Here is a 24,188-nt window from a genome sequence, read left to right on the forward strand (position 1 = left end):
TGGAGTGCGGTCCGAAGGCGCCGATGTCGCAGGTCATTGAGGAGGCAGATCCTCCTTCCGGAGCACCTCGGCCGGCAGGTTGCGGCGGAGTGGCTCCAGGATGATGACCACCCAGGCAGTCAGGGGGGCGGGCAGGGCGATGAGGCCGAGGATGAAGAGGAAGCGGATCAGACGAAAGGCAAAGCGCAGGCAGGCGCGCACGAAGGTGCGCACGGCCTTGGGAAGCAAGGTCATGGCGTACTCCTCCAGCTGAGAGACTCTCCAGGAAGCGGACTTCGGAGAGGCTCAGTGGAGGAGCGCGCGATGCGCGATGAAGAGGCGGCGCGGTGGCCCGGGTGCTCGGGCCTCGTGGATGCCACCCGTGGAGGAAGGAGGCGAGGCGGGCCGTGCCCTCTCCGAGGTCTCCTTCCCGAGATACACGGGAGCCTGGGCCACCAGGCGAGGCCTCTCGGGCTCGTGCCGTTCGACCCAGACGGACACCACGGCCGCGGCGGTCGGAGGCGCATGCGCCGACGCGCTGGCCCCGACGAGCGCGAGGCACGCCAGCGCCAGCCTCAGCCAGCGAGCCATGTGGTGCAGAGGGCCGGACATTGAGCCCTAACGTAGTCACATTCCTGCTTTCGTCAAACCGGCCCGCCGGTGCCGGTCTACACTCCGGGCGCGTCTCCAGCCCGCGGAGCCCTGCCCATGCCTCTGCCTCTCGAAGACTACGCCCTCATTGGTGACACCCAGAGTGCTGCCCTGGTGGGCAAGGATGGTTCCATCGACTGGTTGTGCTGGCCGCGCTTCGACTCGGATGCGTGCTTCGCCGCGCTGCTCGGAGACTCCTCGCACGGACGATGGCTGCTCGCGCCGGTGGGCAACATCCGCAAGGTGACGCGTCGCTACCGTCCCGGCTCGCTCGTGCTGGAGACGGACTTCGAGACAGACTACGGCTCGGTGCGCGTGGTGGACTGCATGCCCCCGCGGGGTGCCGAGCCGGATGTCGTCCGCGTGGTGCATGGGCTGAAAGGCACCGTCCCCATGCGCATGGAACTGTCCGTCCGCTTTGGCTATGGCGACCGGACGCCCTGGCTGCGCTTCGGAGACAACCACGCTGTCGTCAAGGCTGGCCCGGACGCGGTGGCCCTGCACACCCCCGTGGTCATGAGGCGCAGCCAGTCCGTCCTCAGCGCGGACTTCCCCGTCAACCCGCAGGAGCGCGTCCCCTTCGTGCTCTCCTGGTTCCCCTCGCACCAGCCCATGCCGCGCGTCATCGATGGCCTCGCTGCCGCCGACGATACCGAGGCCTGGTGGAAGGAGTGGTCCTCGCGCCTGCCCGCCACCACTCCCTGGTTCGAGCACGTCCAACGCTCGCTCATCACCCTCAAGGCCCTCACGTACTCGCCCACCGGTGGCATCGTTGCGGCTCCCACCACTTCGTTGCCAGGAGGCGCTGGGGGGGACGCTCGCTACTGCTGGCTGCGCGATGCGACCCTGGCGCTGCAGGCGCTCCTGGACGCGGGCTACCTGGACGAGGCCCGCGCCTGGCGTGACTGGCTGGTGCTGGCCGTGGCCGGTGAGCCGGACGAAGTGCAGACAGTGTATGGCGTGGCCGGTGAGCGCCGCCTGCCCGAGCAGGAGCTGCCGTGGTTGCCCGGCTACGAGAGCCACGCTCCGGTGCGCATTGGCCGGAGAGCCGAGCGGAAGCTCCACGTCGAGGCGCTCGGCGAGTTGATGGACTGCTTCCACGAGGCCGAGCGCCTGGGACTGTCGCCTGCCGGTGACATGTGGTCGTTGCAGCGCGCCCTGTTGGAGCATCTGGAAGGCGCCTGGAAGCGCCCGCCCGAAGGCCGTCCCACCACGCTCTCCGGGGTGATGGCGTGGGTGGCAGTGGACCGGGCCCTGGCGAGCGCCGCGCGCTTCGGCCTGGACGCGCCGGTGGACCGTTGGAAGCAGCTGCGAGCGGACATTCACGCCGAGGTGTGCCGAGATGGCTTCGACGCAGGCCGCAACACCTTCGTGCAGGAGTACGGAGGTAGGGCGCTCGACGCGCAGTTGCTGCGCATTCCACTCGAGGGCTTCCTGCCGCCAGAGGATGCGCGTGTGCGTGGCACCGTGGATGCCATTGAGCGGGAGCTGAGCGAGGGGGACTTTGTGCGCCGTGGTAGCGCGCGCGACAGCGGACTCTCGCTGCCGTGCAGCTTCTGGCTGGCGGACTGCCTGCAGCTCATTGGCCGGAGGGAGGAGGCCCAGGCTCTCTTCGAGCGACTGCTGCTCGTGCGCAACGACGTGGGACTGCTGCCCGAGGAGTACAACCTCCAGCGCCGGCGCGGAGTGGGTGCCTTCCCCCATACCTCCAGCCACGTGGCGCTCATCCACACCGCCATGGGCTTCGCCCGCCGCCAGGCTCCAGGCGCGCGGCGGTGAGCCCTGTCCCGGTCCCGGCATGGCCGCGGGAGGGGCTCCGCCCATGGTGCTGGCGCTCCACGTCGGGACGAAGTACGCAAGGCACTGAATGGCCCGCTCCTCCGGGCGGGAGAAAGGACCTGCTGTGAACACGCTGAAGGGCAAGACCCTGTTCATCACCGGCGCGAGCCGGGGTATTGGCCTGGCCATCGCGACGCGCGCGGCGCGAGACGGCGCCAACGTCGTCATCGCCGCCAAGACGGCTGAGCCCCACCCCAAGCTGCCCGGCACCATCTACTCGGCCGCCGAGGAGATTGAGAAGGCGGGCGGCAAGGCGCTGCCCCTGATGGTGGACATCCGTTACGAGGATCAGATCCACGCCGCGGTGAAGCAGACGGTGGAGCGCTTTGGCGGCATCGACATCCTCGTGAACAACGCCAGCGCCATCAGCCTGACGGGCACGCTGGAGACGCCGATGAAGAAGTTCGACCTGATGTTCGGCGTCAACGTGCGCGGCACCTACGCCACCACCCAGGCTTGTCTGCCCGAGCTGCTGAAGTCGAAGAACCCGCACGTCCTCACCCTCTCGCCGCCGCTCAACATGAAGCCGAAGTGGTTCGAGAACCACGTGGCCTACACCATGGCCAAGTACGGCATGAGCATGTGCGTGCTCGGGATGGCGGAGGAGTTCCGTGACCAGGGCGTGGCCTTCAACGCGCTCTGGCCGCGCACCGTCATCGCCACCGCGGCCATCAACATGATCGGCGGCCAGGACATGATGGAGGCCAGCCGCACTCCGGAGATCATGGCCGATGCGGCCCACCTCATCCTCACCCGCGACAGCCGTGCGGCCACCGGCAACTTCTTCATCGACGAGGACCTGCTCCGCGAGAACGGCGTGACGGACTTCTCGAAGTACCTGGTGAAGCCTGGCACGGAGCCGATGCAGGACTTCTTCCTCGACTGAGGCGGGGAAGTAGGACGGGCCGGGGCGGGATATCCTCCCGCCATGGCTTCTTCCGAAGAGAGTCTGCTCCTGCGAGCCGTCCTGGATGTCGATCACGGATGAAGGGTTGAACGCCCTGGTAATTCGGCTCGCGGCTCGACCAGTCGCCCCTCTCACCCATCCGGCCATGATGAGGACCCGGGTATGAACCGTCTCGAGCGTCTTCGCGGGACCCATGCGGCGGCGCTGTTCCGGGAGTTCCTGTCCCGGGAGCACGGGCCGGAGCGGAGCTGGGCTTCCGGAGGCGAGGGGGCGCTCTTCACCCGCTTCGCCGAAGCCGATCCGGCAGCGGGCAAGCCGCATCTCGAGTGGGTGCTGCGGCTGTATCTGTCGGGCCGTCTCCGGGCCGAGGACCTCTACAAGGTAACGGAGACGCTCCAGGAGTTCCGGCGCGTGCGACGCCATCTTCCCGAGCGTGCCCGCCAGCTCAACACCTACGAGGACCTACCATCGCTGTGGCGGACGATCGCTCCCCATGCCCGGTCTCCCTCCAAGCGCACCCGCTCGGCCGGGGAGCGAGAGAAGGCCCGCGCGGAGAGCCGGGTCCTGTACGAAGACGGGGAGCTGATCGTTGCCGTTCCGCTGACCCGGGCCTCAGCCCAGTGGTGGGGCAGGGGGACGCGGTGGTGCACCGCAGCGGAGGAGGACAATGCGTTCGAGGCGTACCACCGGCAGGGGCCGCTCGTTGTCTTCATCGCGAACGGGGCGAAGTTCCAGTTCCATGCGCCCTCGGACAGCTTCCACGACGATGCCGACGGGCCGGTGGAGGCTGGCGTGCTCGCGCCCTTCTTCCCCAGACTCGAGGCGGCGGGGCTCCAGAGCCTCGTTCTTGCCCTGGATCCCCTGGCCCAGGAGCTGGGAATCCTTCCAAGAGAGAGACTCCGCTCGGCCATCACCGAGTGGGGAATGCCCCTGTGCTTCGTTCCCGAGGAGCACCGCGACGCGGAGCTGTGCCGCCTGGCCGTCATGCGTGACGGTGAAGGCCTCTCCTTCGTTCCCGATGCGCTCCGCACCCGGGAGCTGTGCGGCCTGGCTGTGTCGAGTCATGGCAGAGCCCTGCGATATGTCCCCTTCTCCCTGCGGGACCACGAACTCTGCCTCACTGCCATCGAGCATGGGGCCAGGCTCAGCGACGTTCCCGATACCATCAGGGACCAGGAGGTGTGCCTGGCGGCGGCGAGGCGTGGTGGGGGCGTGCTGGAGTTCGTTCCCTTCGCCTTGCGTGATGCGGAGCTGTGCCGCCGGGCGATGGAGTCCGGCCCGGATCGGCTCGAGCACATCCCCTGGGCGCTGCGCGACCGGGACACCTGCGTCCGTGCACTGGACAGCGATGGGTATCAGCTCGCCTTCGTGCCCGAGCGCCACCGGGACCTCGAGCTCTACCGCGGGGCGGTCCAACGGCGGGGCTGTACCCTGGAGTTCGTGCCGCTCGCGATGCGGGATTTCGACGTCTGCGTGGAGGCGGTGCGCTCGGAGATACACGCCTGGCGCTTCACTCCCCCGGAACTGCGTCCGGCGCTCGCCGCCGCCACGGGCGTGGACCTGGATGCTGAGCAGCTCCAAGTGATGTTCAGCGGGCTCGCGCTCCTCCCGCTCGCCGAGCGGACGCGCGAGCGCTGTCTGGAAGCCGCTCGGGAGCAGCAGTTCGAAGCCGGCCAGGCGCCCGACGTCCTGCGCGATCGTGAGACGTGCCTGGAGATCGCGGCGAGGGGGATCCTATTGGACCAGGTTCCCGAGGACTTCCGGAGCCGTGAGGTCTGTCTTCCGAATGTGGCGCGAGATCCCTACGCGCTCGCCTCCGTTCCCGAGGATTTGCGCGACCGTGAGATGTGCCTGGCGGCCGTGCGCGGGTTTGGCGAGCAACTGTGTTTCGTCGCCGAGCCACTCAGGGACGAGGAGATGTGCCGCGCCGCCGTCGCCTCCGCGAGCGAGGCGCTGTCCCATGTCCCTTTCGCGCTCCGAGACCGCGCGCTCTGCCTGGAGGCCGTTCGCTACAGGGGGACGCCATTCAAGGCCATGCGCGGTGAGTTGAGTGACGTTCCGGATGAGCTGCGGGACGAGGAGATATGCCGAGCCGCCATGCCGGGGGGAGGCCAGGAGAGCCGATGGCGTGGAATACGGCTGCTGGACCACATTCCCTTTGCGTTGCGTGACGCGAAGACCTGCCGCGAGGTGGTCGCCATCAATCCCGAAGCCCTGGTGGATGTGCCCCACGTGCTACGCGACGCCAACGTCTGCGCCGCCGCCGTCTCCGCGGAGGCTCACATGCGCCGTCACGTTCCGGCCGCGCTCCGCGAAGCCTTGCCTCGCCACGGCCCGGACGACAGCCACTCCTGAGCACGGCTCCACGGTCCCATTGCATTGTCTACGCCCAGGGCAGGGTGGTGAGTCTCGAGAACGTGGTTGCCGCGGAAGGAGACGGTGAGGACGAGGCCGGAGACGGTCGCGGGCGCCTTGCACGGGGAGCGAGGGGGCTGGGGTGTCCGGCCCGACATTTGCTCAGGGGGGCGGCGGGGGCGATTGACGCGCGCGCTGGCCCACCCCAGGCTCTGGGAAATGGCACAGCGCGCACAGGAGCGTGGAGGCAGCTTTCCCCAGGCGCCCACGCAAGAAGAGTGGGAGCGGATGAGTGTGGCGGAGCAGGGGCAGGTGGTGGAGTCACTTCCTGGCGAGGTGACTTGGGACGAGATGGCGATGCCGGAGGGAGACCTGCACTCCCAAGCGAAGCTGGAGACGCGGGATGTGCTCCGAGGCTTCTTCTCCCGGCAGAGGCGGCAGGTGTACCTGGGCACGGAGCTGCCGGTGTACTACCCGGGGGAGAGGCGCTTCGCGCCGGACCTGCTGGTGGTGCGAGACGTGGAGACGCACCCGCGCAACAAGTGGATGGTGAGCTACGAGGGCAAGGGGCTGGAGTGGGTGATGGAGGTCCACGTGGGCGGCGATCGCAAGAAGGACGCCGAGTACAACGTGGAGCGCTATGCCCGGCTGGGCATTCCCGAGTACTTCATCTACGACCGGGCACGGGAGCGGCTGGAGGCGTATCGGCTGCCCGCTCCCGAGGCGAGGCGGTACGAGCGCATTCCCCTGGAGGCGGGCCGTTATCGCTCGGAGGTGCTGGGGCTGGAGTTCGAGTTGGCGGGAGGGAAGCTGCGGCTATGGGTAGGCAACGCACTGTTGCTGGAGTCCCATGAGTTGCTGGAGCAGGAGCAGCGGCTGCGCGAAGAGGAGGAGCGGCGGAGGCAGGCGGCGGAGCGAGGTCGCGAGGAGGCGGAGCGGGGACGCGAGGAGGCGGAGCGGGGACGCGAGGAGGCGGAGCGGCGCCTGGCGGAGCTTCAGGCCGAGTTGGCGCGGCTGCGAGGGCCTGGGGAAACTCCACCAGGCCAGCTGAAGTAGGTCCGAAGAGCCCCTCACAGTGGGAGCGCCGCTAGCAGTGAGCGGTGCTCCCATGATGTTGCGGCTCGTGGTCAGTGCACGTGGGGGGCGAGCGGCCCAGCGATGGGACTGCCGTCTCCCGGCTCCATCACGAGCACCTCGCTGGCCGTGTGGATGCCCCCGGCGATGAAATAGCCCACCCGAATCTGGCCGGTGTCGGTCAGCTGGCCTTCGTGTCGGGGCTGGAACCAGCTGAAGTTCGTCCGGTCGTCGATGCGCACGGTGACGTCCTCGCCCACGGTGAGATCTCGGATGGTGAGGTGGTCCGGCCCGGCATCCACGATTCTCCCGCTCACCGCCATCTCCACATTGCCCAGGTGCTCGCTTCGATTCTCGGTCAGCATGGCGCTCCCCTCATGTCGGCCCGGTCTCCCCTCGTGTTGCCGGGCGGCCGGCCGTACTCCGGGCCGGCCGCTCCTGTTCCAGAGAGGTGGGGCGACGTCCATTCAGCCTTCAAGCTGGAGCCGCCCGGGTTCCGGGCCAACCGTGGCCATGGCTCCCGCCCCGGACACAGGCGGCAGAGCGGGCCCCTCACCCATGGCCGGGCACGATCGCGGTGGGCACGGGGCTCATCAGATGGCGTCGCAGGCCAGGGGCATGGTCTGGGGCGGCGTGCAGAGGTTGCCGGTGATCGGGCAGGCATCCCCTGTCTGTTGGCACAGCAGGGGATTCGCGGTGAGAGGGGATGGCATCCCGCCGACGGCGTCCTCCAGCGCGCTGTCCTCGAGCTCGCAGATGGACCGGCCGGAGGGGGACTCGGGGACGGCGGCACGCTCCTCGGGGGACAGGCTCGCGCGGAAGGCGGGGTCCTTCCAGGCGCGGATGATGGTTTCCTTGCTCATGCTCATGGCGTTCGCTCCAGGTGGTGGTTGTGCCTGGGATTCAATCCCTGGCATTAGAGGGATGCCGCTCCCGCCGACAATGACTTTCATTGCCGTCCCTGGCGGACCTGAGGGCCGGAGCCCGCCCGTCGAGAGTGCGTCCCGAGCGCAACGGGCACGAGCCGGCGTCACATCCGCACGCAGCCCACTCATCGCTCCACCAGCACTCTCAGGGAGCGCTTCTTCGGCGGTGTCATGAGCGCCCGGTCTCGCCAGACCTTCGTGCCGGCTGGGGCGGTGAATTCGGCTCGAAGCTAGATTTATTGCGTCGTTGAGGCTGATCGCCTTGGCCCCGCGGAAGAAGGGGAGCTTGCCATGCGTGTCTTCGTCGGTGGGTCTGCAACGCCAGAAGACGCCCAACGCCATTGCATCCAATCCATCTCTATCGAAGCCAGGCGGCACCTCGCTCACAAGAAAGGAGTCGTGCAATGGGAATCAATATCCTCTCGAAGATGGCCCTCGGTCTGGGCCTGGTGTTGGTGGCCGCGTCCGCTCGGGCCGCGACCGAAAACGTGCAATGGAGGAACGCTGCGGGGGTCACCGTCTCGGGGAACAGCTTGACCAAGAACCTTCCCACGGAGGGCTGGGATGCGGGCGCCAGCTCGACCCAGGCCATTACCTCTGGAGACGGTTTCGTGGAGTTCACGGCGAGCTCGACCACGGGCGACCGTGTTGGAGGTCTCAGCAGGGACGATGGCAGCACGTCCTTCACGGACATCGACTATGGGTTCTATCTCAGCCGGTTCGGCACTCTCGCGGCCATCGAAGGAGGAAACGTCCGGCCCATTGGCAGCTATGTGCCCGGGGACGTCCTACGCGTCGCCGTCGAGGGCGGCGTGGTCAGGTACCGCAAGAACGGCGCTCACGTGGAGACCGGCACGACCGCACCGACCTATCCTCTCGTCTTCGACACGGCCCTGTTCCACAACGGTGCCACCATCACGAATGGTGTGATCTCCGGAAACCTGACCCCGGCCTTGTTCAACTCACCGGGGGGCTACGCGGTCGGTGGTGTGACGATCATCAATGGCCAGGGCCAGTGGATCGGCTCGCCAGTAGGGCTGCAGGGACCGAAGGGCGACAAGGGGGAGAAGGGGGATCAGGGCATCCAGGGCATCCAAGGCATCCAGGGCATTCAGGGGCTTCCTGGGCCGGCGGTGCACACGTTCGCCGTTTGTGGCGACACCCCGCTGGGGCCGCTGGGTAATTGCACGAGATCCTGCGCCTCCATCTGCTCCGGCTCGACGATCGAAGGTGGGACCTTTGGCTCGGGCTGCACCGCCACCTCGGAGACGGGCAGCTGCCCCCCCAACCACCCACTCCCAGGCACCTGCCCCATGTGCTGCGTCTGCAGGCCACGATGACTTGGAGGCCTGAGGTCAGTCGTTGTCGACTCCGAGTGGAGGCCCACTTCCTCCCACATTGCTCGGAGTCGACGACGAGTGAGGGGCCTCCTGCACGCCTCCGTACAGCACCTTGCACAGCGATGGCCCTTCTCCTCCACCGGAAGGTGGGGGAGGGGGCTCTGTGAGTCCCGGCCCGGCTCGTGCAAGTCTGCTGGCGGATGGACGCCTTGGGACTCATTCACACCGGGACGGCGCTGGCGATGCTGGCGCTGGTGCTCCTGGAGCTGCGCGACCCGCAGTTCCGAGCAGACAGCTTCGCGGCGGGGCCGAGGCGGCGGCGCAACTGGGCCTTCTTCTTCACCAGCTTCATCCCGACGCTGGTGGTGCAGTCCGCGGCGGCGTGGTTTCACACGCACCTGCCCACGCTGATGCGGCCGGGGACGCTGCCGCCGGTGCTGGACTTCGTGGCCTGCATGCTGGTGGCCGAGCTGGTGAGCTGGACGAGCCACTGGGTGAAGCACCAGCATCCCTTCCTCTGGCGCTTCCACTTCCAGCACCATCGCGAGGAGCACTTCAGCGTCTGGATGGTGACGCACACGCATGCGCTGGAAGTGATTCTGTCGGGCTCGGCGCTGGTGGCGCTGCTGGCGGGACTGGGCTTCTCTCCGCTGTCGGTACAGCTCTACTTCGCGCTGTATTCGGTGGTGCTGACGTATCACCACTCGGCGCGAGGGTACTCGCTGGGGTGGCTGGACTGGCTCATCATCAGCCCGGCGTACCATCGCCACCACCACCGGCGAGTCGGCAAGGGCAACTACGGCGGGACGCTGACGGTGTGGGACGTCGTCTTCGGCACCGTGCACTGGCCCGAGCCCGAGACGGCCACTGCTCCCGTGGGGCTGCCGCCGCAGGCCCGCGAGCCCTTCGGCTACCGCAAGGAGATGCTGTACTTCCTCTCCGGTGGGCGTAGACAGCAGTCGTGACCTGGCTCGCCTTCTTCGAGCGCCTGCTGGCGCACCGGTGGCGTCTGGGCCTGGGGCTGCTGGTGCTGTGCGTACTGGCGGGCCTGGGTGCCGCGCGTGTGCCGATGGACCCCTCCATCGAGCGGATGCACCCCATCGGGGACTCGGCCAAGGCGGATTTCGATCGTTACCGGCGCGCCTTTCCCGGTGAGGACTCGCAGGTCTTCGTCATTGCCGAGGGCCCTGACGTCTTCACACCCGAAGGGTTCTCCTCTCTGGCGAAGCTGGAGGAGGAGCTCCGGGGGTTGCCTCGAGTGCGGCACGTGGTGGGACCGGCCTCGGCCCAGACGGCGCGAGGGCTCCTCTTCCCCGAGGAGTCCCGAGCGCGTGGGGAGTTGCTCCGAGAGGCGCTCGCCGAGGCTCGGAAGGAGCCGCTAGCACGGGCGTTGGTGCACCCCACGCGGGAGCTTTCGGTGGTGCAGGTGGCGCTCGCGTCTGGGGCAGGGGCCGAGCGAATCCTCGCCGAGCGTGCCTTCTCCCTCCAGGCTGGTGAGCTGCTGGCCCGCCACGCGGGACCGGAGCTGAAGCTGACGCTCTCCGGGGCTCCAGCGGTGCGCGCCACGCTGGCCCTCATGGTGGAGGAGGACATGGGGCGGCTGCTGCCCCTGGCACTGCTCGTCATCCTCGGGCTGGTGGCGTTTGCCTATCGAGACGTGTGGTCTGTGCTGGCCACGGCGGCGACGCTGGTGGTGTCGTGGATGTGGATGGTGGGGGCGATGGGGTGGGTGGGCGTGCCGTTCGGGGTGCTCACCTCGTTCGCGCCCATCGTCATCCTCATCGTGTCGCTGACGGATACGGTGCACGTGCTGTCGGACCTGGAGGAGCGCCGCCGCTCGGGGATGCCGTACACGCAGGCGCTCACCGAGGCCCTGGCGGGTGCGGCCGGGCCTTGTCTGGCCACCGAGCTGGTTATCGCCGCGGGCTTCCTGTCCATGGGCTTCATTGGCCTCACCGCCGTATGGGAGTTCGGCCTGGCCACCGCCATGGGCGTGCTGATGGCTTGGGCGGCCAACATGCTGGTGCTGCCCTGGGTGCTGTCCCTGCGCTCGCGGGCCTCGGCAGCCCGGGCGAGGCGCGAGCTGAAGGCCTCGCGGACGCGGCCCCTGGACTCGGTGCTGGGGTGGGTGGAGCGGCAGGTGGTGCGCCATCCCCGGCGGGTGATGGGCGTGGCGGCCCTGGTGGCGGTGCTGAGCGTGGGGTCCATGACGCGGTTGCAGCACGAGTTCCGCGTGTTCGATGACCTGCGCCAGGACTCGCCGCTGGCGGCCGAGCTGACGTATGCGGAGGGGGCGCTCGGCGGACTGGTGCCGCTGGCCATCTTCCTGGAGCCGGAGGGCGGGCGAGCGGGGGCGGCGCTGTCGCCGGAGGCCATGGCCTTCCAGGAGCGGGTGGACGCGTACCTCGCGGCGCTGCCCGAGCACCCGCCGGTGGTGAGCCTGCCTCGGCTGGTGGAGCCGGTGTACGAGGCGGTGTTCGGGCCGGGGCTGCTCCTGCGGACGGAGGAGACGACGGAGAAGGCGGTGACGCGGCTGGCGCGCTATCAGCCGCTGGACACGGTGCTGTCGGAGGACCGGAGCGCGGCGGGGGTGGTGGCGCTGTTTCCCAACGTGGGAGCGGGGCGGATGCAGGAGCTGGTGGAGTTGGCACAGGCGTTCGTGTCTCGCGAGGTACCGGCGGGGTACCGGGTGACGGTGACGGGCAACCTGGCGATGACGGAGCACGTGACAGGGATGCTGACGCGGGGGCTGCTCCAGAGCTTCCTGTCTGCGTTGGCGGTGAGCTTCCTGGCGTTCTTCCTGGTGTTGCGCAGCGCGAAGCTGGCATTCATCGGCCTGCTGCCCAACGTGCTGCCGGTGGGAGTGCTCTTCGGGGTGATGCCGCTGTTGGGAATTAGCCTCAAGCCGTCCACGGTCATCATCGCGAGCATGGCGCTGGTCATCGCGGACGATGACACCCTGCAGTACCTGGTGCGCTTCAAGCGGCGCTACCTGCGGTTGAAGGCGGACGGTGCCCCCGAGCCTCACAAGCAGGCGGCCTTGGAGTCGCTGGGCGAGTGTGGGCGAGCGATGTTTGTCACCTCGGCGGCGGTGGCTGGGGGCTTCCTGTTGTTGCAGTTCTCGCGCTTCGAGGGCATCGCCCACCTGGGCTTGCTGACCGGGCTGACACTCTGGGTGGCGGGCCTGGCGGATGCGTTCCTGAGCCCGGTGCTGTTGATGGCGCTGAAGCCGGAGCTCGGCTCCCGGCGCAGTCCCCCCGCCGGTAGCTGACGCAACTCCTGGCCAGGCGCCTCTCTCTTTCTGTCAATGCAGGGGGCTGGTCCGGGTAGGGACTTTTTCGGCCTCACGCTCGCGCCGGGTTTCGAGCCGCAGGAGAATCTCCTTCATGTCCTGTACCCAACCGGAGACCTCGTTCTGGAGGATGAATTCCGTGTCATCGACGAGGATGTCGAACTTGCGGTAGTCGCGCTGCTCCTCCTTGGACAGCGCGCTCCACCAGGCCTTGACGTTCTCCAGGTCGGTGGCGGCCTGCTGATACTTGGTGAGCCTGGCTTCGGACTGCTGATAGCCCACGTAGGTGGTGAGCGCCATCACGAGGGCCGTCGTCAGGGCCACCCACAGTGCGAACTGGGTGGCGGCCAGAATCGTTCCAATGCCTCCCAGGATGGTGACGGTCCACTGCATTGCCACCCAGTGCCGGTCGAGTTTGTCAATGCGGCAATGGTAGTAGGTGAGCTGGTCATCCAGCCGCAGTTGGATGTAGCGCGCTGGCGTCAACGGGCTAAAGCCATCGTCTCCCGGTGCTACGCAGCCCGGCGGTGGTAGTGGCCCCGTGTAGGAGCGGAGTGCGGCGAAGTGGGGATCGTTGCGCAGCTGCTGGTGGCTGAGGGCCCTCAGCTTGCCCGCGAGCTCCTGCGCGTAGGGCCCTGGGGGCCGCGCGACATGAGGAGACTCCTGGCAGCGGTAGCGGTAGATTTCTCGCTTGATGGCCTCGGCATTGGCGCGCAGGTTGATCCACTTGCTCCCTGCCTTGAAACGGCTCGTCGCGGCGACGAGGACCGTCATGCTCGCGGCCAACCCGAGGATGATGGCCTGGAGCAGGTGCGCGGAGAAGGTTCCCGGTGCCCCCAGGCCGAGCGACGCGAGCTGTGTCTTCAACAAGACGGCCGCGGTGCTCGCGACCCCGAGCACCAGCACCCAGCATTGGTGCCTGCGGAAGGTTCGCTGCTCGCGCGCGGCATTGGTGTCGTAGCTCGCGCAGCGCTGCCACCCCAGGGTGAGGACCGTCTCTTCCCCGAGGTGGCGCCGCAGCAGGCGCTCGAAGGCGTGAGCAGCGCCCTCCAGGGGAAACAGCACGATGCGACCCTCGCCAATAATCTCTGCTAGCACGGGGTCCGTTCCGGCGAGCGAGTGGGTATGGCGGGCCGTGGAGAGCTCATCCGCCAGCCGCCCGCTCCCCTGGATGACGACAATGGGCCAGTGGTGCCGCACTGCCCGGAGCAACTCCTCCTTCGTGATGTTTCCGCCGTTCACGAGGACGACGACCACGGGCACCTCTCTCGCGAGCGCCGAGGCGAGGCGCAACAGCATGTCTGTCTCATCTCCCCAGGCATTCCCGTGCACCAGCACGAAGTGGGAGTGGTTGGGGTCGAGCTCCGCGCGGGAGTCGTCCTGTTCGGTGGCCGAGTCTCCAGGGGAGGCCACGCGTCCCTCGGGAGCCACCCCCACGAGGGGGCAGCAATGGCCGCTCTCGGCGATCCCCCGCCCGATGAGGCTCATGATGCCCGTTCGCGTTCCTCCATCGAGGATGAGGGCCCCGCTTTCGGTCGCGGCGGGAACGAGCCCCCGGCTGAAGAGCTGCTCCACGCGTGCCCCGAGGGCCGGGTCCAACTCGTCCGCGCCGCCGATGAGGAGGAGCAGCGAGTGGGGGCGCGGGGTTCCGAGCGCTCGTAGCACCTCGGTGGGGTCCGCATCGGGGGATACGGTTGCTTGCCGAGCCGAGTTTCCATTCGCGAAGAGAAGCTCACGGGTGCTGACTGGCGGGGGAGCGAGCAGGCCCCCGGGAGGCGGAAGAGGGACCTCGGGTCCTGGCCGCGGTGGCCCGGCCCGCCCGGAATCGCCCTGGTGGACGACGCGCCAGCGCACCATGAGGCTCCTCCCTGTTCCTCTTCCATCAAGGTAGGTCGTGCGGCCAAGGACCCTCGATGCAGGGCTCCCGCTCGCGGGCTCAACATCCACCCGATCGAGCCCCTACCGGCCCGCGACTTTCATCGCGCTACTCCGCGAGGCGCCGGTTGATGGCTTGCACTCGATTGTTTGCAAAGCATCGTCACACGGTGAGAGGGTGGGACATGCAACATTGCAGGGGATTGCTGCTTTGACTCCACGAGGAGCGTTCGTTTATCCCTCTCGCCATGACCTCAAGCAAAACCATCTTCATGCGGTTGATGGCTGTTTCCACTGTACTCACGTTCACGGTGGGCTGCGCGAGCAGCACCGTCATCCGGAGCAACCCTTCGGGAGCTGATGTCTATATTGACGGAAGCAAGGTGGGGACGACGCCGTACACGTACTCGGACACGAAGCTTGTTGGCGCCTCCACCTCGGTCAAGCTGACGAAGGAGGGCTATCAGGACTTCGAGACCACGCTCAGGCGCAATGAGCAAGCCGACATCGGAGCGATCATTGGCGGCATCTTCTTGCTTGTGCCCTTCCTGTGGACCATGGGCTACAACCCGGAGCATTCGTATGAGTTGAAGCCCGTCCAGGAGAAGCCCTTTGCTCAGGATGAGGCTGCTTCGGCTGCTCCCAACTCCATTTGATGCAACCCGGGCAGGCCCGCGCCGGGATGCCTGCCCTCTTGGTGCTACGAGAGAGGAACCCTGCTCTCGGCTGACCTGGACGACCGGACGCCCGCCCTCAGCGCCGCTTGCCGCCTGAGGAAATGTCTCACTCCCTGCCCGGCCCCTTGATGGCTTGTGCTCCGGGCCGCAGAGGGACACGGTTGATAGAGGGGGGCTGGGCGCTCCTGATTCTCCATGGCCTATGATGTCTTCATCAGCTACGCGAGTGGCGCCGTCAAGGACAAGAGGACTGCCGATGCGGTCTGCGCTACCCTTGAGAAGAGCGGCATCCGGTGCTGGATTGCTCCTCGGGACATCCTCGCGGGAGAGGATTGGGGCGAGGCCATCATCAATGCGCTGAATGAGGCGCGCTCCCTGGTCCTGGTCTTTTCGGCGAACGCCAATAGCTCTCATCAAATCAAGAGGGAGGTCGAGCGCGCTGTCCATCGTGGCATCCCCGTGATTCCATTCCGAATCGAAGACGTGATGCCCTCCAAGTCGCTGGAATACTTCATCAGCACGCCGCACTGGCTGGATGCGATGTCCCCTCCCTTGGAGCGGCACATGGAGCACCTGGCCGAGGCTGTTCGTCTGCTCCTGCGTAAGCCCGCGGACATGGAACCGGCGCCAGCTCCCCACGCGGTCGTCAGCGAGGTCGCTCCGTCCCAAGGGGAAGGCACCCCGGTTCATGTCAACATCAGCCCGCCCGCTGAGAATGTCGTCCAGAATCGAAGCCGCCCACGTCCAGCATGGGTAGCCACGCTGCCCCACTGGCTCAGGGGGCCTTGGCCCAGGCTCGGGGTGCCTTGGCCCTGGCTCGTGGGGGGAGGTGCACTGTTGCTCCTGCTCCTGCTCTTGCTCGTGCTTCCTCTCGGTAAGCAGGAGCCAACGGTTGCTCCCACGGCAGGCCGCAATGCTGTGGAGCGCACCGTGCGCCCCAGGGCCTCCCCCGCGCCGAGCAAGGTGGAAGCCCAGGCGGCCCAGGATGAATCCGAGGGGGAGACTCGTCCGGTGCCCTCTAAGGATGAGGAGGTCTCCGCCACGGAGCCAGGAGCGGAGGTGGATGAACTGCCACCTGTTGTACGCGCGGAGCGCTTGCTCAAGAGTCGGCAGTATCAAGACGCCATTGCCGTCTTGACCGAGGCTGCTGACCAGGGAACCAAGGACGCGAAACTCTACGAGCTGTTGAGCGTCACCTACCTGCTGATGGGCAAGGTCTCGGCGGCGGAGAAAGCCTACCGCCAGGGAGAGGCGCTAGAGCCCGGCTTCGAGCGCCGCTTCAAGAGAAGATCCATCTCCGAAATCCAACCCGGCTCTCAGGCGGAGCAGCTGGGTCTGTGGCCCGGGGATGTCCTCCTGACGTATGGGACGGTCGTGCTCCCGACCTTCGAGCAGCTCCAATCACTGACCCAGCAGTCAGGGTACGGCCAACGCCGGCTGCAGGTGCTTCGTAAACGGCGGGTTCTGACGTTCCAGGTCAAATCCGGTCCCCTGGGTATTCGCTTGGGCACGCCGTGAGTCGGGCGGCGCAGTCGTTCCACCTGGGTACCCAGAAGTGGCAGGCGAGGAGGGCCCCTCCGTTCAGCGGGCGCGATGCCCATCCCGCTTTCTGGATGGACGGTGGACCGCCGTGGGGGGAGTGACCCTCGGAACAGGTTTCACGAGGGGAATGGCAGGGCTCCTGCACAGGGCGCGGCGCATGCGACCCTTTCCACGCAGAACCTTCATGAAGAGGCAGTGCGCACTCTCCTTCCTCCTGCTCGCCATTCTGGGCTGTGGCTCCGCCGGCCAGGAGCTCCACGGCGTCTACGCGGTGACGGGTACCGCCCACTACAGCATCCAGGACATCGGTCACTACTCCTCCCAGGTTTCGAACACTCTCCGCGTCTCGGAGGGGACGGCCTCGGACCTCGTCCTCTCCGATGCGGTGGGGCGGTGTTTCCTGCTCGCGGACGTTGAGGGGGAGGGGGCGGCACTCAGGCCAGGCGCTTCCTGCACGTACCCAGGAGACAACGGCATGACCCTCACCCTGACGCTCACGCGTGGCACGCTCCAGCTTTCGGGCAGGAGCGGCCGGTTCGACATGGCGGGCACGGTGATGGCCACGGCGCGAGGGAAGATGTACCCGGGCTCCTTCTTACAGACCGCCACGCTCGCCCGCGTGGGAGAGTAGCGCTGGCGGCTGAGGTGGAGGCTCACCCTGGCGGTAGCACCGCGACGATCCGCAGAGGGCCTCCCGAGCCGCCGCGAATCTTCATCGGCAGGGCCAGGATGAGTGCGCCGCGAGTGGGGAGCTGCTCCATGGCCGCGACGTTCTCGAAGGCAGGGATGTCCGCCTTCATGAGGGTTTGATGGGCGATGAAGTCCTTGGACGGCCCGTAGTCGACGCTGGCCGTGTCGATGCCGACGGCGGCGACCTTTCTCGTGACGAGGGCCTCGGCGGCCTCCCGGGAGATGCCAGGGAAGTGGAGCTTCGAGGCATCTCCTGGCGTGTCATCGCCCAGGTACTGCTTCTTGTTGGGCCAGTACTTTCCCCAGCCGGACCGCACCAGGACGATGGTTCCGGGCTCGATGGGGCCGTGCTCCTTCTCGAACGACTCGATGTGTGCGGGTTGGAGCAGGGCATCCGGCTCCTTCATCGCGTCGGCCGAGAAGTCGATGACGACCGCTGGCGCGATGAGGCGCTCCAGTGGGAGCTGCTCGGCCGACATCTTCCCCTCGGCGAAGTGGATGGGTGCATCCAGGTGCGTCCCTCCGTGCTCGGGAGCGCACAGGGTGTTGGACGCATAGAAGAAGCCGGCCTCCGTCATGCCGTGGCTCAGTTGCTTCAGCTCGAAGCCGGAGGGCGAGGTAGGCCAGTAAGGGGTGTTTTCGTCGAAGCTGTAGGTCAGGTCCACCAGCCGAGCCCCTTCAGGAAGCCTGGAGGAGGGGACGGTGGTCCTCCCCATGCAGCCAAGAGACGTGAGAACCCAAAGACTGACGAACAGTTGCAGCTTCATAGGACCGCTCCCTGTTGGTTCAGCGAGGATGCGGGATGTTGCCATCGGGCGGGACAGCTCGCGACCTGATGTGGCCTGCTCTTGGGGGTGGGGGCCTGCCGTTAGTGGCCCGGTGCTCACCCTCGGAGGTATGGTGGCCGCGCTCCTCCGGCCTCTGGAAGTCCGCCATGTCCACTGCAACCCCCCTCTCCCGCTTCTCGCGGACACAACTCGCGGTCCTGCTCGAGGCCGCCGCCATTGCCCTCTCGGTGCTGCCCTTCTTCCAGGGCATCGGCCTGCTCTGGTCCCTGGTGATGCTGGCCCTTGGACTGCTTGTCTTCGTGGAGGAACAGCGCGCCTCCGGGCAGCCGCTCCCGCCCTGGCTGCACTGGGTGGAGCAGCTCCCGCCTGAGGTGTGGAACCCTTCATTGCACCTCGTCTTCACCCTGCTCACCCTCGCGCACGCGGTGCAGCAGTTCGGCATCGGCCTCACGCCCCCCCTCTGGCTGCTCGCGGCCTGGCTGGCTGGCTCCGAGCAGGTGCGCCGGCGGCTCGCCGTGTTCCCAGCCGGTGACTTCTCCTGGGCTTCGGTGCGCAGCGGGCCTCGCCTCGGGGTGCTGGTGGCGCTGGGCGTGTGCCTCCTGGCCTTTCAGCTTCCCTGGGTGAAGCATGGGGGCTACTACCGCGGCGCCATCGAGTCCCGGTACGTCAGCGAGGATCCGGATCTCCTCGGGGACGTGCCCTACGCCGGTCGCTGGAGGAACGACTACAACCCGGTTGCCTGGTACGTGCCCGAGTTCCGTTACTCCGGTCGCACCCGGCAGGCCTCCATCGCCGCCCTGTGTGCGCTGTTCCTCCTGGCCGGGTCGATGCTGTTCGGGCGGCGCCCGCCGGAGAAGTTCCCGGAGCTGCCGGTAGCGCTCGCCGCGGGTCTCTCCATCTGGTGGTTCGTTGTCATGGGCAACGCGGTGGGTTGCTGGCTCTTCCTCGCGGGCCTGGTGGGGCTCGATGTGCTCGCGGTGCGCCAGTACCTCGCGCACAAGGCTCGGCCCACGGGTTGACGCGCGCCGGAGCTGACGCAAAGCCAGTCACATTCCGTCTCTGCGCCCTCCATCTGAATGGACGTGTCACCCGTGATGGGTGTCACGAGCATCGGAGACAGGGCCATGAAGACGGAAATGATTGTCAGGGCATGGAAGGACCCGGCGTTCCGCGCCAGTCTTTCCGCCGAGGAGCGCGCGGCTCTTCCCGAGAGCCCCTCGGGTGAGTCCCTCTCGGACCTGGACGAGACCGAGCTGTGCAAGATCATCGGCGGGGTGCTGGCCGTGAAGCAGCTCAAGCTCGAGGATTTCGCGTCCACGGGCTGCACCCCACCTCTGCGTCTCACTTGCGGCATCGTCAACTGCACGCCGCCACGTGACTTCGAGGTGCTCTGAGGGGCACCTACAGTGCGCCCTCCGTCACTGGCGTCTCGAGCTGTCCTGGCTCAGATGGGGAAGTCTGTTCCCACCCCGACCCATCCGCCCTTGCGGTGCAAGGCGACGGCGAGCCTGGCTCTCTGCTGCTGGGCGCGCACGAGGCCCGCTTTGTCTTCCTCGGTGAGGAGCGGCCCGTCGTCATGTTGCCGGGCATCCGCTGGGCGGCCTCTTTTGTAGACAGGGGCCTGTTCAACGGATGAGGCGACAAAGCGCCCCATGGGCAGCTGTGCGCGTCGGAAAGAGTGGGCTCGATGCGGCCTCCCTCTTTACAGGACAGAGGCCCCTGTTGTTAGAAGGTGCGCCGGGCCGGAGATGCGGATTTCAGGGTGCCAACGACAGCTCGCGTGGTGAGTACGCAGCGGGGGGGACGATTCGAGCGAAGCGGGCCTGGCCTGGGTCGGCTCGTGCTCGCGTTGGTGCTTGTCCTGGGCTGCGAGGCCCGCTTCGTGGACCCCCATCCTCCTGAGCTCAGCCTCCTGTCCCGTGAGCAGACTCTGGCGGTGGTGGATGCGCCCATGGTCTACGGGCTCATCTTCGATCTCCACCTGCCCGATGCCTCCGAGTGCAGCCGCATCAAGTCCAAGCTGACGGCGGCGTTCCGCGCCGTGATGCTGCCGCCGGGTCGGCAAGGGCTGGAGATGCCCGCCCAGGATCTCTCTCCCAGCTGTGTCCAGCTGAGCTCGCGGCAGCTCTCCGTCAGCACCTACGAGCAACAGCTGCTCCTCGCCGAGTCCCGCTTCGGTACAGGGCGTGTGAAGCCGGTGCTCATCTACTTCAACAACGTGGAGCTGCCGCCCCCCCCCAACCTGCAGTACAGCTTCTACTCCCTCCGTCAGCGCTCGACGGGAGTGCCGCTGCTGTGGGCGTTGTCCACCCCTGACTCCACCCAGGGTCTCACCTTCGAGCAGAAGGCCTCCTGGACCTACAGCGGCGATTCAGTGCTGACGACCCCTCTCGAGCAGGTGGCGCGCACGCAGCTTCCGCTCGTGCAGCTCGAGCAGCCTCCGGCGGATGGCTTCCCGCTCTTCTCTTCGCAGGAGCTCACCTGGGTGCGCGAGTTCAAGGGCTGTACGCGGCTCTCCACACTGAGTGGAGCGAACTTCACCTACGGCACCCAGGCCGTCCGGGTGGACAAGACCCGCCCCCCGCGCATCCAGGTAACTGCTTCAGGGTCTCAGCAGGGGCCCACCCCGCGCAATGGCAAGCTGCAGCCGCTGGTGGTGCGCTTCGAGCTCGAGGTGTGCCGCGCCAACTGCGATCGGCTCTATGATGTGCCCCCGGATGGCGAGCTCGTCGTCTGGAACACCACCTCCCGCTGCCTGCTGAAGAGCGCGCCATGATGCTTGCCGGACTCCTGGGCGCCTTGCTGGCCGCCACCCCTCCCGCCGCCGACGCGCCTCCCACTCCCGGGGCTGAAGGCGAGCCCGTGCGTGTGGAGCGGCGCCTGCTGCTCAAGGAGGGGCACGCGTTCGTCACCGGTGGGCTGGGTTACCTCGCGCGCGGGGACTACTACAGCAACCCGGGCCTCTTCGCGTCGGGCAGCTGGTACCCGGTGGAGGAGGGCGGGTTGGAGGTCAAGCTCGCCCTGTTCCTCTCCTCGCTCAGCCCCGCCGGTGTCGAGGTGTTCGAGCGCACCGGCCTCGTCCCTGATGCGCACCGTCCCGTCGCGCTGCTCGCGGTGGGCGGGCGCTACAGCGTTGGCTATGGCAAGGTGCTCGTCGACCCCAGCGCCAGCAAGGTGTGGCACTTCGACGTCCAGGCAGCCGGGCACCTCGGTCTCACCTTCACCGATCGCGGGGTGAGCCCCTCTCTGTTGCTCGGCCCCGGGTTGCTCATGCGCCTGTCGCCGCGGCTTCACGCGCAGCTCGATGTGCCGCTCGTCCTGGCCATCGAGCAGCGCAGCCGGAGCTCGCTCTCCCTCGGTGTGCAGCCCACCTTGACCTTCGGGGTGGTGCTGTGATGGCCCCGCTGCTGGCGGTGGTGCTCGCCGCCAATCCCTATTCCGAGCAGCTCTGGGCGAAGGATCTGCGCGGGCTGGTGGCGTTGCTGGCCGACCCCCCCGTGAATCCAGCCGACGCGGAGCAGCAGGCGCTCTTCGGCGACGTGGTGCGCTTCCTCAACTGCGAGCCCCTTCCTGCGCTGAAGGCCGAAGACCGTCTTCACGCTTCGCGCGCCCTGCTGCGCTTGGAAGAGGCCCGTCGGGGCCGGCTCGGGGCGTCTGCCGCGAAATCCGACACGGTGTGGCGCGACGTCCTCTCCCCCGACTTCTTCCGGCGCGCCTCGGTGTTCGCCCAGGGCGAGGTGCTGCGCTGGCCGGTAGAGGAGGAGCGCTGGTCCTCTGAGGTGCTCGAGGTCAAGCTGAAGGCCTGGTCCTGTGACAAGCCCGCGGCTCCCGCCGACGAGCTGGGCCTGCTCACGCCCGAGCTGCTGAAGGAGGTGGATGTGTTGGGGCCGGAGGCGTCCGGGCGGCTGCTCTACCATCGCGCCTCCCAGTTGCTGGCGCGGGGAAAGGCCGACGAGGCCCGGGAGATGGCGGCCCGGCTCAGTCCTCCCGTGCTCGCGGAGGAGCTGCGTCCCTTCGCCCAACTCCTGCGCCTGGCACTGGAGCTGGAGCCCCGTGAGGGGTACGTGAGCCTCGCTCGTGAGCCCGCGCTTGCCTCGCGGCGCTTGCCCATCGCCGTGCAGGCCGCGGCGCAGCTCTCCACCGAAGGGCGCTGGCAGGAGGTGCTCGCGCTCACCGAGCCATATGCGCAGTGGCCCGGTTCTTCCACTCCCGCCGCCGAGGCCGAGCTGCGCAAGGACCTCCTCTATCGCCGTGCGCTGGCGTATCAGGCGCTCGGAGATCGGGAAGCGCTGTTGCAGGCCATTGCCCCTGTCTTCCCGGCGCTCGCCAGCTCCCAGGATCCTCTGGTGGAGGCGCTGCGCGGGGTGATGCTGGCCTCGCTGGCTCGCGGTGCATTGGAGCCCCAGTCGCTGGCGCTGCTGAAGGACCTGGGACCCGTGGCGGGACTGGGCCGGCGCATGGCCAGCCTGGGCAGCCTCGCGCTCGGCGTGGGCAATGTGCGCACCGCCCTGGAGGTCTCCGAGCGACTCCTCCAGGAGCGGGGCGTGCCGTCCCGAGCCCGTGGCTTCGCGCTGCGCGCTGAGGTGGCGCTGGCCTCTGGGGATGCTGCTGGGCTCACCCGCTCCATCGAGCGGCTGCTCGCTCTGCGCCGCCAGGAGCGCGTTCCAGTGCGGGACCTGGAGGAGGTCGACCGCATTGCCCTCGCACTCGCGCAGACGCTGGTGACGGCGAGCGCGGACCTGACGGAGCCCCGGTGGCGCCCGCTGCTGAGCGCGCAGTTGGAGCGGGTGCGCGAGGGCGTGCACTCGCGCCACGAGAAGGTCTTCCCCGCGCTTGTCGCAGCGCTCGAGGACCGCCCGCCGCAGCCCGTGGCCAAGGGCAAGCGCCAGGAGGCCTTCGTGGCAGTGGGCCAGGTGGCCGTTGGGGCTCCCCAGGGCACGCTGCCGCCGCCTCCCTTCTCCGTGGAGTGGCCGGAGCCGTATTCGCTGCTCGCCCTTCCTCTTCCCGATGGCTCGCCGCGCGACTGGTTCCCGCGCGAGCCCTCCACTCCCGCCGCTGTCCCCGCGCCAACGGGGGCCGAGGTTCCGCATGCGCCGTGAAGCCATCGTCCTCTTACTCGGGCTCCTCTGGGCGCTCGACGTGGGAGCCCAGTCCCCCACCGCCTCGAACGAGGCCCCACCGGACAACGAGATACCGGCGGGTGCCAGCATCTACGCCAGGCCCAAGCCGCCCGTGCGGCTGGAGACGCGCGAGGGACGGCTCGTTCGGCCCGGTGAAGAGGTGGACGCCAACGATGCCCTGGAGGAGATCCTCGACGAGTTCGCCGCGGACCTGGCGCGCCTGGGTGCCAACCGGGTGGCTCCCATCCTGCTGGAGCGGGTGCGCGTCTCGGAGAACATGAATCCCGAGTTCGCCGCCAACCTGGAGGCCCGGCTGGTGGCCGCCATCCACCGCGCGGCCAACATGACGGTGGTGCGCTGCTACGAGTGCTACGCCACGCACGCCGAGGTGGAGGACGGTGTCTGGGTCGTGCGCCGCGGCATCTCCCGCAAGGAGGACCTGCAGAAGCTGGCGAAGAAGTACAACGCCCAGGTGGTGCTCAACGTGAGCCTCACCCTGCATACCGCGCCCAACTCACTGGCGTTCGACGTGGAGATGGTGCGGGCCGCTGACTCCACCATCATGTTCGCCGAAGGCTACCGGGTGCACCCGCACACCGCGCTGCTGTACCGCTCCGCGGACAAGGTGCAGAGCCGCGAGGTGCGGTTGAAGGACCTGGAGGATCGCATCAACGAGCGGCCGCGCTTCCACCACTCGATCCACTTCGGGGCGACGGTCATCCCCACCTCGGGCCATCCGGAGGGCCCCATCTGGGGGGCTTACACCGCCTACCGGTTCTCCGAAGCCTTCGGAGAGGAGCGCGAGTGGCGCGCGGGTGTGACGCTGGCCGGCATCATCAACCCCGCGCGCATGGCGGGCGGGCTCGCCTCCGCGACGCTGCTCCGGCGGCTCAACCCGGAGAACGTCTACAACATCAACTGTTTCCTCGGCGGCTCGGCCGGCTTCCTCGTCACGGGCGCCGTGGGCAACTCGCCCATGTTCAACGCCCAGGGCGAGTGCGTGCTGGCACATCGCATCACCCTCCAAGCGAGCCTCGGAGTGCTGGTGCCGTTCAAGAGCAGCGTGGAGAGCACCTACACAGTCGGCGGGCTGACCCCGCAGGCGGGGATGGGATTCACATGGTGAGGCCTCA

General features: G+C 67.9%; 22 protein-coding genes. 16 read left to right on the top strand and 6 right to left on the bottom strand.

What is annotated here, in order from left to right; all coding sequences use genetic code 11:
* Window positions 1–33: 33 nt before the first annotated feature.
* Both OV287_RS12360 and OV287_RS12365 read right to left on the bottom strand, forming a co-directional pair.
* On the bottom strand, window positions 34–234 hold the full coding sequence (locus OV287_RS12360; protein WP_267534227.1) for a hypothetical protein: 201 nt from the start codon (window positions 232–234) through the stop codon (window positions 34–36).
* 51 nt (window positions 235–285) lie between these two features.
* Window positions 286–591 carry a hypothetical protein gene (locus OV287_RS12365; RefSeq protein ID WP_267534228.1) on the bottom strand — a complete coding sequence of 102 codons (306 nt, stop codon included), beginning with the start codon at window positions 589–591 and terminating at the stop codon, window positions 286–288.
* A gap of 96 nt (window positions 592–687) precedes the next feature.
* Here OV287_RS12365 and OV287_RS12370 point away from each other — a divergent pair, with 96 nt between their 5' ends.
* From OV287_RS12370 to OV287_RS12385, 4 genes are all read left to right on the top strand, one after another.
* Window positions 688–2,409 carry a glycoside hydrolase family 15 protein gene (locus OV287_RS12370; protein WP_267534229.1) on the top strand — a complete coding sequence of 574 codons (1,722 nt, stop codon included), beginning with the start codon at window positions 688–690 and terminating at the stop codon, window positions 2,407–2,409.
* Window positions 2,410–2,533: 124 nt separating this feature from the next.
* Complete coding sequence (locus OV287_RS12375; protein WP_267534230.1) at window positions 2,534–3,355, top strand: SDR family oxidoreductase; 822 nt, start codon at window positions 2,534–2,536, stop codon at window positions 3,353–3,355.
* A 183-nt stretch (window positions 3,356–3,538) separates the two neighbouring features.
* Complete coding sequence (locus OV287_RS12380; RefSeq protein ID WP_267534231.1) at window positions 3,539–5,731, top strand: DUF4116 domain-containing protein; 2,193 nt, start codon at window positions 3,539–3,541, stop codon at window positions 5,729–5,731.
* 219 nt (window positions 5,732–5,950) lie between these two features.
* Complete coding sequence (locus tag OV287_RS12385; protein WP_373371825.1) at window positions 5,951–6,787, top strand: Uma2 family endonuclease; 837 nt, start codon at window positions 5,951–5,953, stop codon at window positions 6,785–6,787.
* Between the two features lie 71 nt (window positions 6,788–6,858).
* Here OV287_RS12385 and OV287_RS12390 read toward each other — a convergent pair whose 3' ends face one another.
* Together OV287_RS12390 and OV287_RS12395 are read right to left on the bottom strand one after the other, a co-directional pair.
* Window positions 6,859–7,170, bottom strand: coding sequence for a hypothetical protein (locus tag OV287_RS12390; RefSeq protein WP_267534233.1), 312 nt, complete (start codon window positions 7,168–7,170; stop codon window positions 6,859–6,861).
* 228 nt (window positions 7,171–7,398) lie between these two features.
* Window positions 7,399–7,674 carry a mersacidin/lichenicidin family type 2 lantibiotic gene (locus OV287_RS12395; protein ID WP_267534234.1) on the bottom strand — a complete coding sequence of 92 codons (276 nt, stop codon included), beginning with the start codon at window positions 7,672–7,674 and terminating at the stop codon, window positions 7,399–7,401.
* Between the two features lie 461 nt (window positions 7,675–8,135).
* Between OV287_RS12395 and OV287_RS12400 the strand changes: the two genes are divergently transcribed.
* The 3 genes from OV287_RS12400 to OV287_RS12410 all read left to right on the top strand — a co-directional run bounded on the left by OV287_RS12400 (window position 8,136) and on the right by OV287_RS12410 (window position 12,342).
* Complete coding sequence (locus tag OV287_RS12400) at window positions 8,136–9,071, top strand: hypothetical protein (RefSeq protein ID WP_267534235.1); 936 nt, start codon at window positions 8,136–8,138, stop codon at window positions 9,069–9,071.
* Between the two features lie 209 nt (window positions 9,072–9,280).
* Complete coding sequence (locus OV287_RS12405; protein WP_267534236.1) at window positions 9,281–10,036, top strand: sterol desaturase family protein; 756 nt, start codon at window positions 9,281–9,283, stop codon at window positions 10,034–10,036.
* On the top strand, window positions 10,033–12,342 hold the full coding sequence (locus tag OV287_RS12410) for an efflux RND transporter permease subunit (RefSeq protein ID WP_267534237.1): 2,310 nt from the start codon (window positions 10,033–10,035) through the stop codon (window positions 12,340–12,342). The genes OV287_RS12405 and OV287_RS12410 overlap by 4 nt, the downstream gene beginning before the upstream one ends.
* Window positions 12,343–12,375: 33 nt before the next feature.
* On the opposite strand, the gene OV287_RS12415 is transcribed toward OV287_RS12410, so the two are convergent.
* Window positions 12,376–14,220 carry a DUF4231 domain-containing protein gene (locus OV287_RS12415; protein WP_267534238.1) on the bottom strand — a complete coding sequence of 615 codons (1,845 nt, stop codon included), beginning with the start codon at window positions 14,218–14,220 and terminating at the stop codon, window positions 12,376–12,378.
* Window positions 14,221–14,486: 266 nt separating this feature from the next.
* Here OV287_RS12415 and OV287_RS12420 point away from each other — a divergent pair, with 266 nt between their 5' ends.
* The 3 genes from OV287_RS12420 to OV287_RS12430 all read left to right on the top strand — a co-directional run bounded on the left by OV287_RS12420 (window position 14,487) and on the right by OV287_RS12430 (window position 17,088).
* Window positions 14,487–14,894 (top strand): PEGA domain-containing protein, encoded by a 408-nt coding sequence (locus OV287_RS12420; RefSeq protein WP_267534239.1) that lies wholly within the window; start codon window positions 14,487–14,489, stop codon window positions 14,892–14,894.
* A gap of 216 nt (window positions 14,895–15,110) precedes the next feature.
* Window positions 15,111–16,433 carry a TIR domain-containing protein gene (locus OV287_RS12425; RefSeq protein ID WP_267534240.1) on the top strand — a complete coding sequence of 441 codons (1,323 nt, stop codon included), beginning with the start codon at window positions 15,111–15,113 and terminating at the stop codon, window positions 16,431–16,433.
* A gap of 208 nt (window positions 16,434–16,641) precedes the next feature.
* Window positions 16,642–17,088 (top strand): hypothetical protein, encoded by a 447-nt coding sequence (locus tag OV287_RS12430; RefSeq protein ID WP_267534241.1) that lies wholly within the window; start codon window positions 16,642–16,644, stop codon window positions 17,086–17,088.
* Between the two features lie 22 nt (window positions 17,089–17,110).
* Here the strand turns inward: OV287_RS12430 and OV287_RS12435 are convergent, their stop codons facing one another.
* Window positions 17,111–17,914, bottom strand: a complete 804-nt coding sequence (locus tag OV287_RS12435) for a cyclase family protein (protein WP_267534242.1) — start codon at window positions 17,912–17,914, stop codon at window positions 17,111–17,113.
* A gap of 167 nt (window positions 17,915–18,081) precedes the next feature.
* On the opposite strand from OV287_RS12435, the gene OV287_RS12440 reads away from it, so the two are divergent.
* From OV287_RS12440 to OV287_RS12465, 6 genes are all read left to right on the top strand, one after another.
* Complete coding sequence (locus OV287_RS12440) at window positions 18,082–18,954, top strand: hypothetical protein (protein WP_267534243.1); 873 nt, start codon at window positions 18,082–18,084, stop codon at window positions 18,952–18,954.
* A 105-nt stretch (window positions 18,955–19,059) separates the two neighbouring features.
* Window positions 19,060–19,329 carry a mersacidin/lichenicidin family type 2 lantibiotic gene (locus OV287_RS12445; RefSeq protein WP_267534244.1) on the top strand — a complete coding sequence of 90 codons (270 nt, stop codon included), beginning with the start codon at window positions 19,060–19,062 and terminating at the stop codon, window positions 19,327–19,329.
* Between the two features lie 389 nt (window positions 19,330–19,718).
* Window positions 19,719–20,711, top strand: coding sequence for a hypothetical protein (locus tag OV287_RS12450; RefSeq protein WP_267534245.1), 993 nt, complete (start codon window positions 19,719–19,721; stop codon window positions 20,709–20,711).
* The gene (locus tag OV287_RS12455) at window positions 20,708–21,331 is read left to right on the top strand and encodes a hypothetical protein (protein WP_267534246.1); all 624 of its coding nucleotides are present in this window, start codon (window positions 20,708–20,710) and stop codon (window positions 21,329–21,331) included. The genes OV287_RS12450 and OV287_RS12455 overlap by 4 nt, the downstream gene beginning before the upstream one ends.
* Window positions 21,331–23,034 carry a hypothetical protein gene (locus tag OV287_RS12460; RefSeq protein WP_267534247.1) on the top strand — a complete coding sequence of 568 codons (1,704 nt, stop codon included), beginning with the start codon at window positions 21,331–21,333 and terminating at the stop codon, window positions 23,032–23,034. Before OV287_RS12455 ends, OV287_RS12460 begins: the two co-directional genes overlap by 1 nt.
* A complete protein-coding gene (locus tag OV287_RS12465) occupies window positions 23,024–24,181 on the top strand; it encodes a hypothetical protein (RefSeq protein WP_267534248.1) in 1,158 nt (385 codons plus the stop codon). The genes OV287_RS12460 and OV287_RS12465 overlap by 11 nt, the downstream gene beginning before the upstream one ends.
* Window positions 24,182–24,188 lie beyond the last annotated feature (7 nt).

Origin of the sequence: Archangium lansingense (assembly GCF_026626635.1) — a bacterium.
Taxonomy (GTDB): Bacteria; Myxococcota; Myxococcia; order Myxococcales; family Myxococcaceae; genus Archangium; species Archangium lansingense.

Coding starts and splice junctions, on each gene's coding strand:
- OV287_RS12360 (WP_267534227.1), bottom strand. CDS start 234: ATGACCTTGCTTCCCAAGGCCGTGCGCACCTTCGTGCGCGCCTGCCTG.
- OV287_RS12365 (WP_267534228.1), bottom strand. CDS start 591: ATGTCCGGCCCTCTGCACCACATGGCTCGCTGGCTGAGGCTGGCGCTG.
- OV287_RS12370 (WP_267534229.1), top strand. CDS start 688: ATGCCTCTGCCTCTCGAAGACTACGCCCTCATTGGTGACACCCAGAGT.
- OV287_RS12380 (WP_267534231.1), top strand. CDS start 3,539: ATGAACCGTCTCGAGCGTCTTCGCGGGACCCATGCGGCGGCGCTGTTC.
- OV287_RS12385 (WP_373371825.1), top strand. CDS start 5,951: ATGGCACAGCGCGCACAGGAGCGTGGAGGCAGCTTTCCCCAGGCGCCC.
- OV287_RS12390 (WP_267534233.1), bottom strand. CDS start 7,170: ATGCTGACCGAGAATCGAAGCGAGCACCTGGGCAATGTGGAGATGGCG.
- OV287_RS12395 (WP_267534234.1), bottom strand. CDS start 7,674: ATGAGCATGAGCAAGGAAACCATCATCCGCGCCTGGAAGGACCCCGCC.
- OV287_RS12400 (WP_267534235.1), top strand. CDS start 8,136: ATGGGAATCAATATCCTCTCGAAGATGGCCCTCGGTCTGGGCCTGGTG.
- OV287_RS12415 (WP_267534238.1), bottom strand. CDS start 14,220: ATGGTGCGCTGGCGCGTCGTCCACCAGGGCGATTCCGGGCGGGCCGGG.
- OV287_RS12420 (WP_267534239.1), top strand. CDS start 14,487: ATGACCTCAAGCAAAACCATCTTCATGCGGTTGATGGCTGTTTCCACT.
- OV287_RS12425 (WP_267534240.1), top strand. CDS start 15,111: ATGGCCTATGATGTCTTCATCAGCTACGCGAGTGGCGCCGTCAAGGAC.
- OV287_RS12430 (WP_267534241.1), top strand. CDS start 16,642: ATGAAGAGGCAGTGCGCACTCTCCTTCCTCCTGCTCGCCATTCTGGGC.
- OV287_RS12435 (WP_267534242.1), bottom strand. CDS start 17,914: ATGAAGCTGCAACTGTTCGTCAGTCTTTGGGTTCTCACGTCTCTTGGC.
- OV287_RS12440 (WP_267534243.1), top strand. CDS start 18,082: ATGTCCACTGCAACCCCCCTCTCCCGCTTCTCGCGGACACAACTCGCG.
- OV287_RS12445 (WP_267534244.1), top strand. CDS start 19,060: ATGAAGACGGAAATGATTGTCAGGGCATGGAAGGACCCGGCGTTCCGC.
- OV287_RS12455 (WP_267534246.1), top strand. CDS start 20,708: ATGATGCTTGCCGGACTCCTGGGCGCCTTGCTGGCCGCCACCCCTCCC.
- OV287_RS12460 (WP_267534247.1), top strand. CDS start 21,331: ATGGCCCCGCTGCTGGCGGTGGTGCTCGCCGCCAATCCCTATTCCGAG.
- OV287_RS12465 (WP_267534248.1), top strand. CDS start 23,024: ATGCGCCGTGAAGCCATCGTCCTCTTACTCGGGCTCCTCTGGGCGCTC.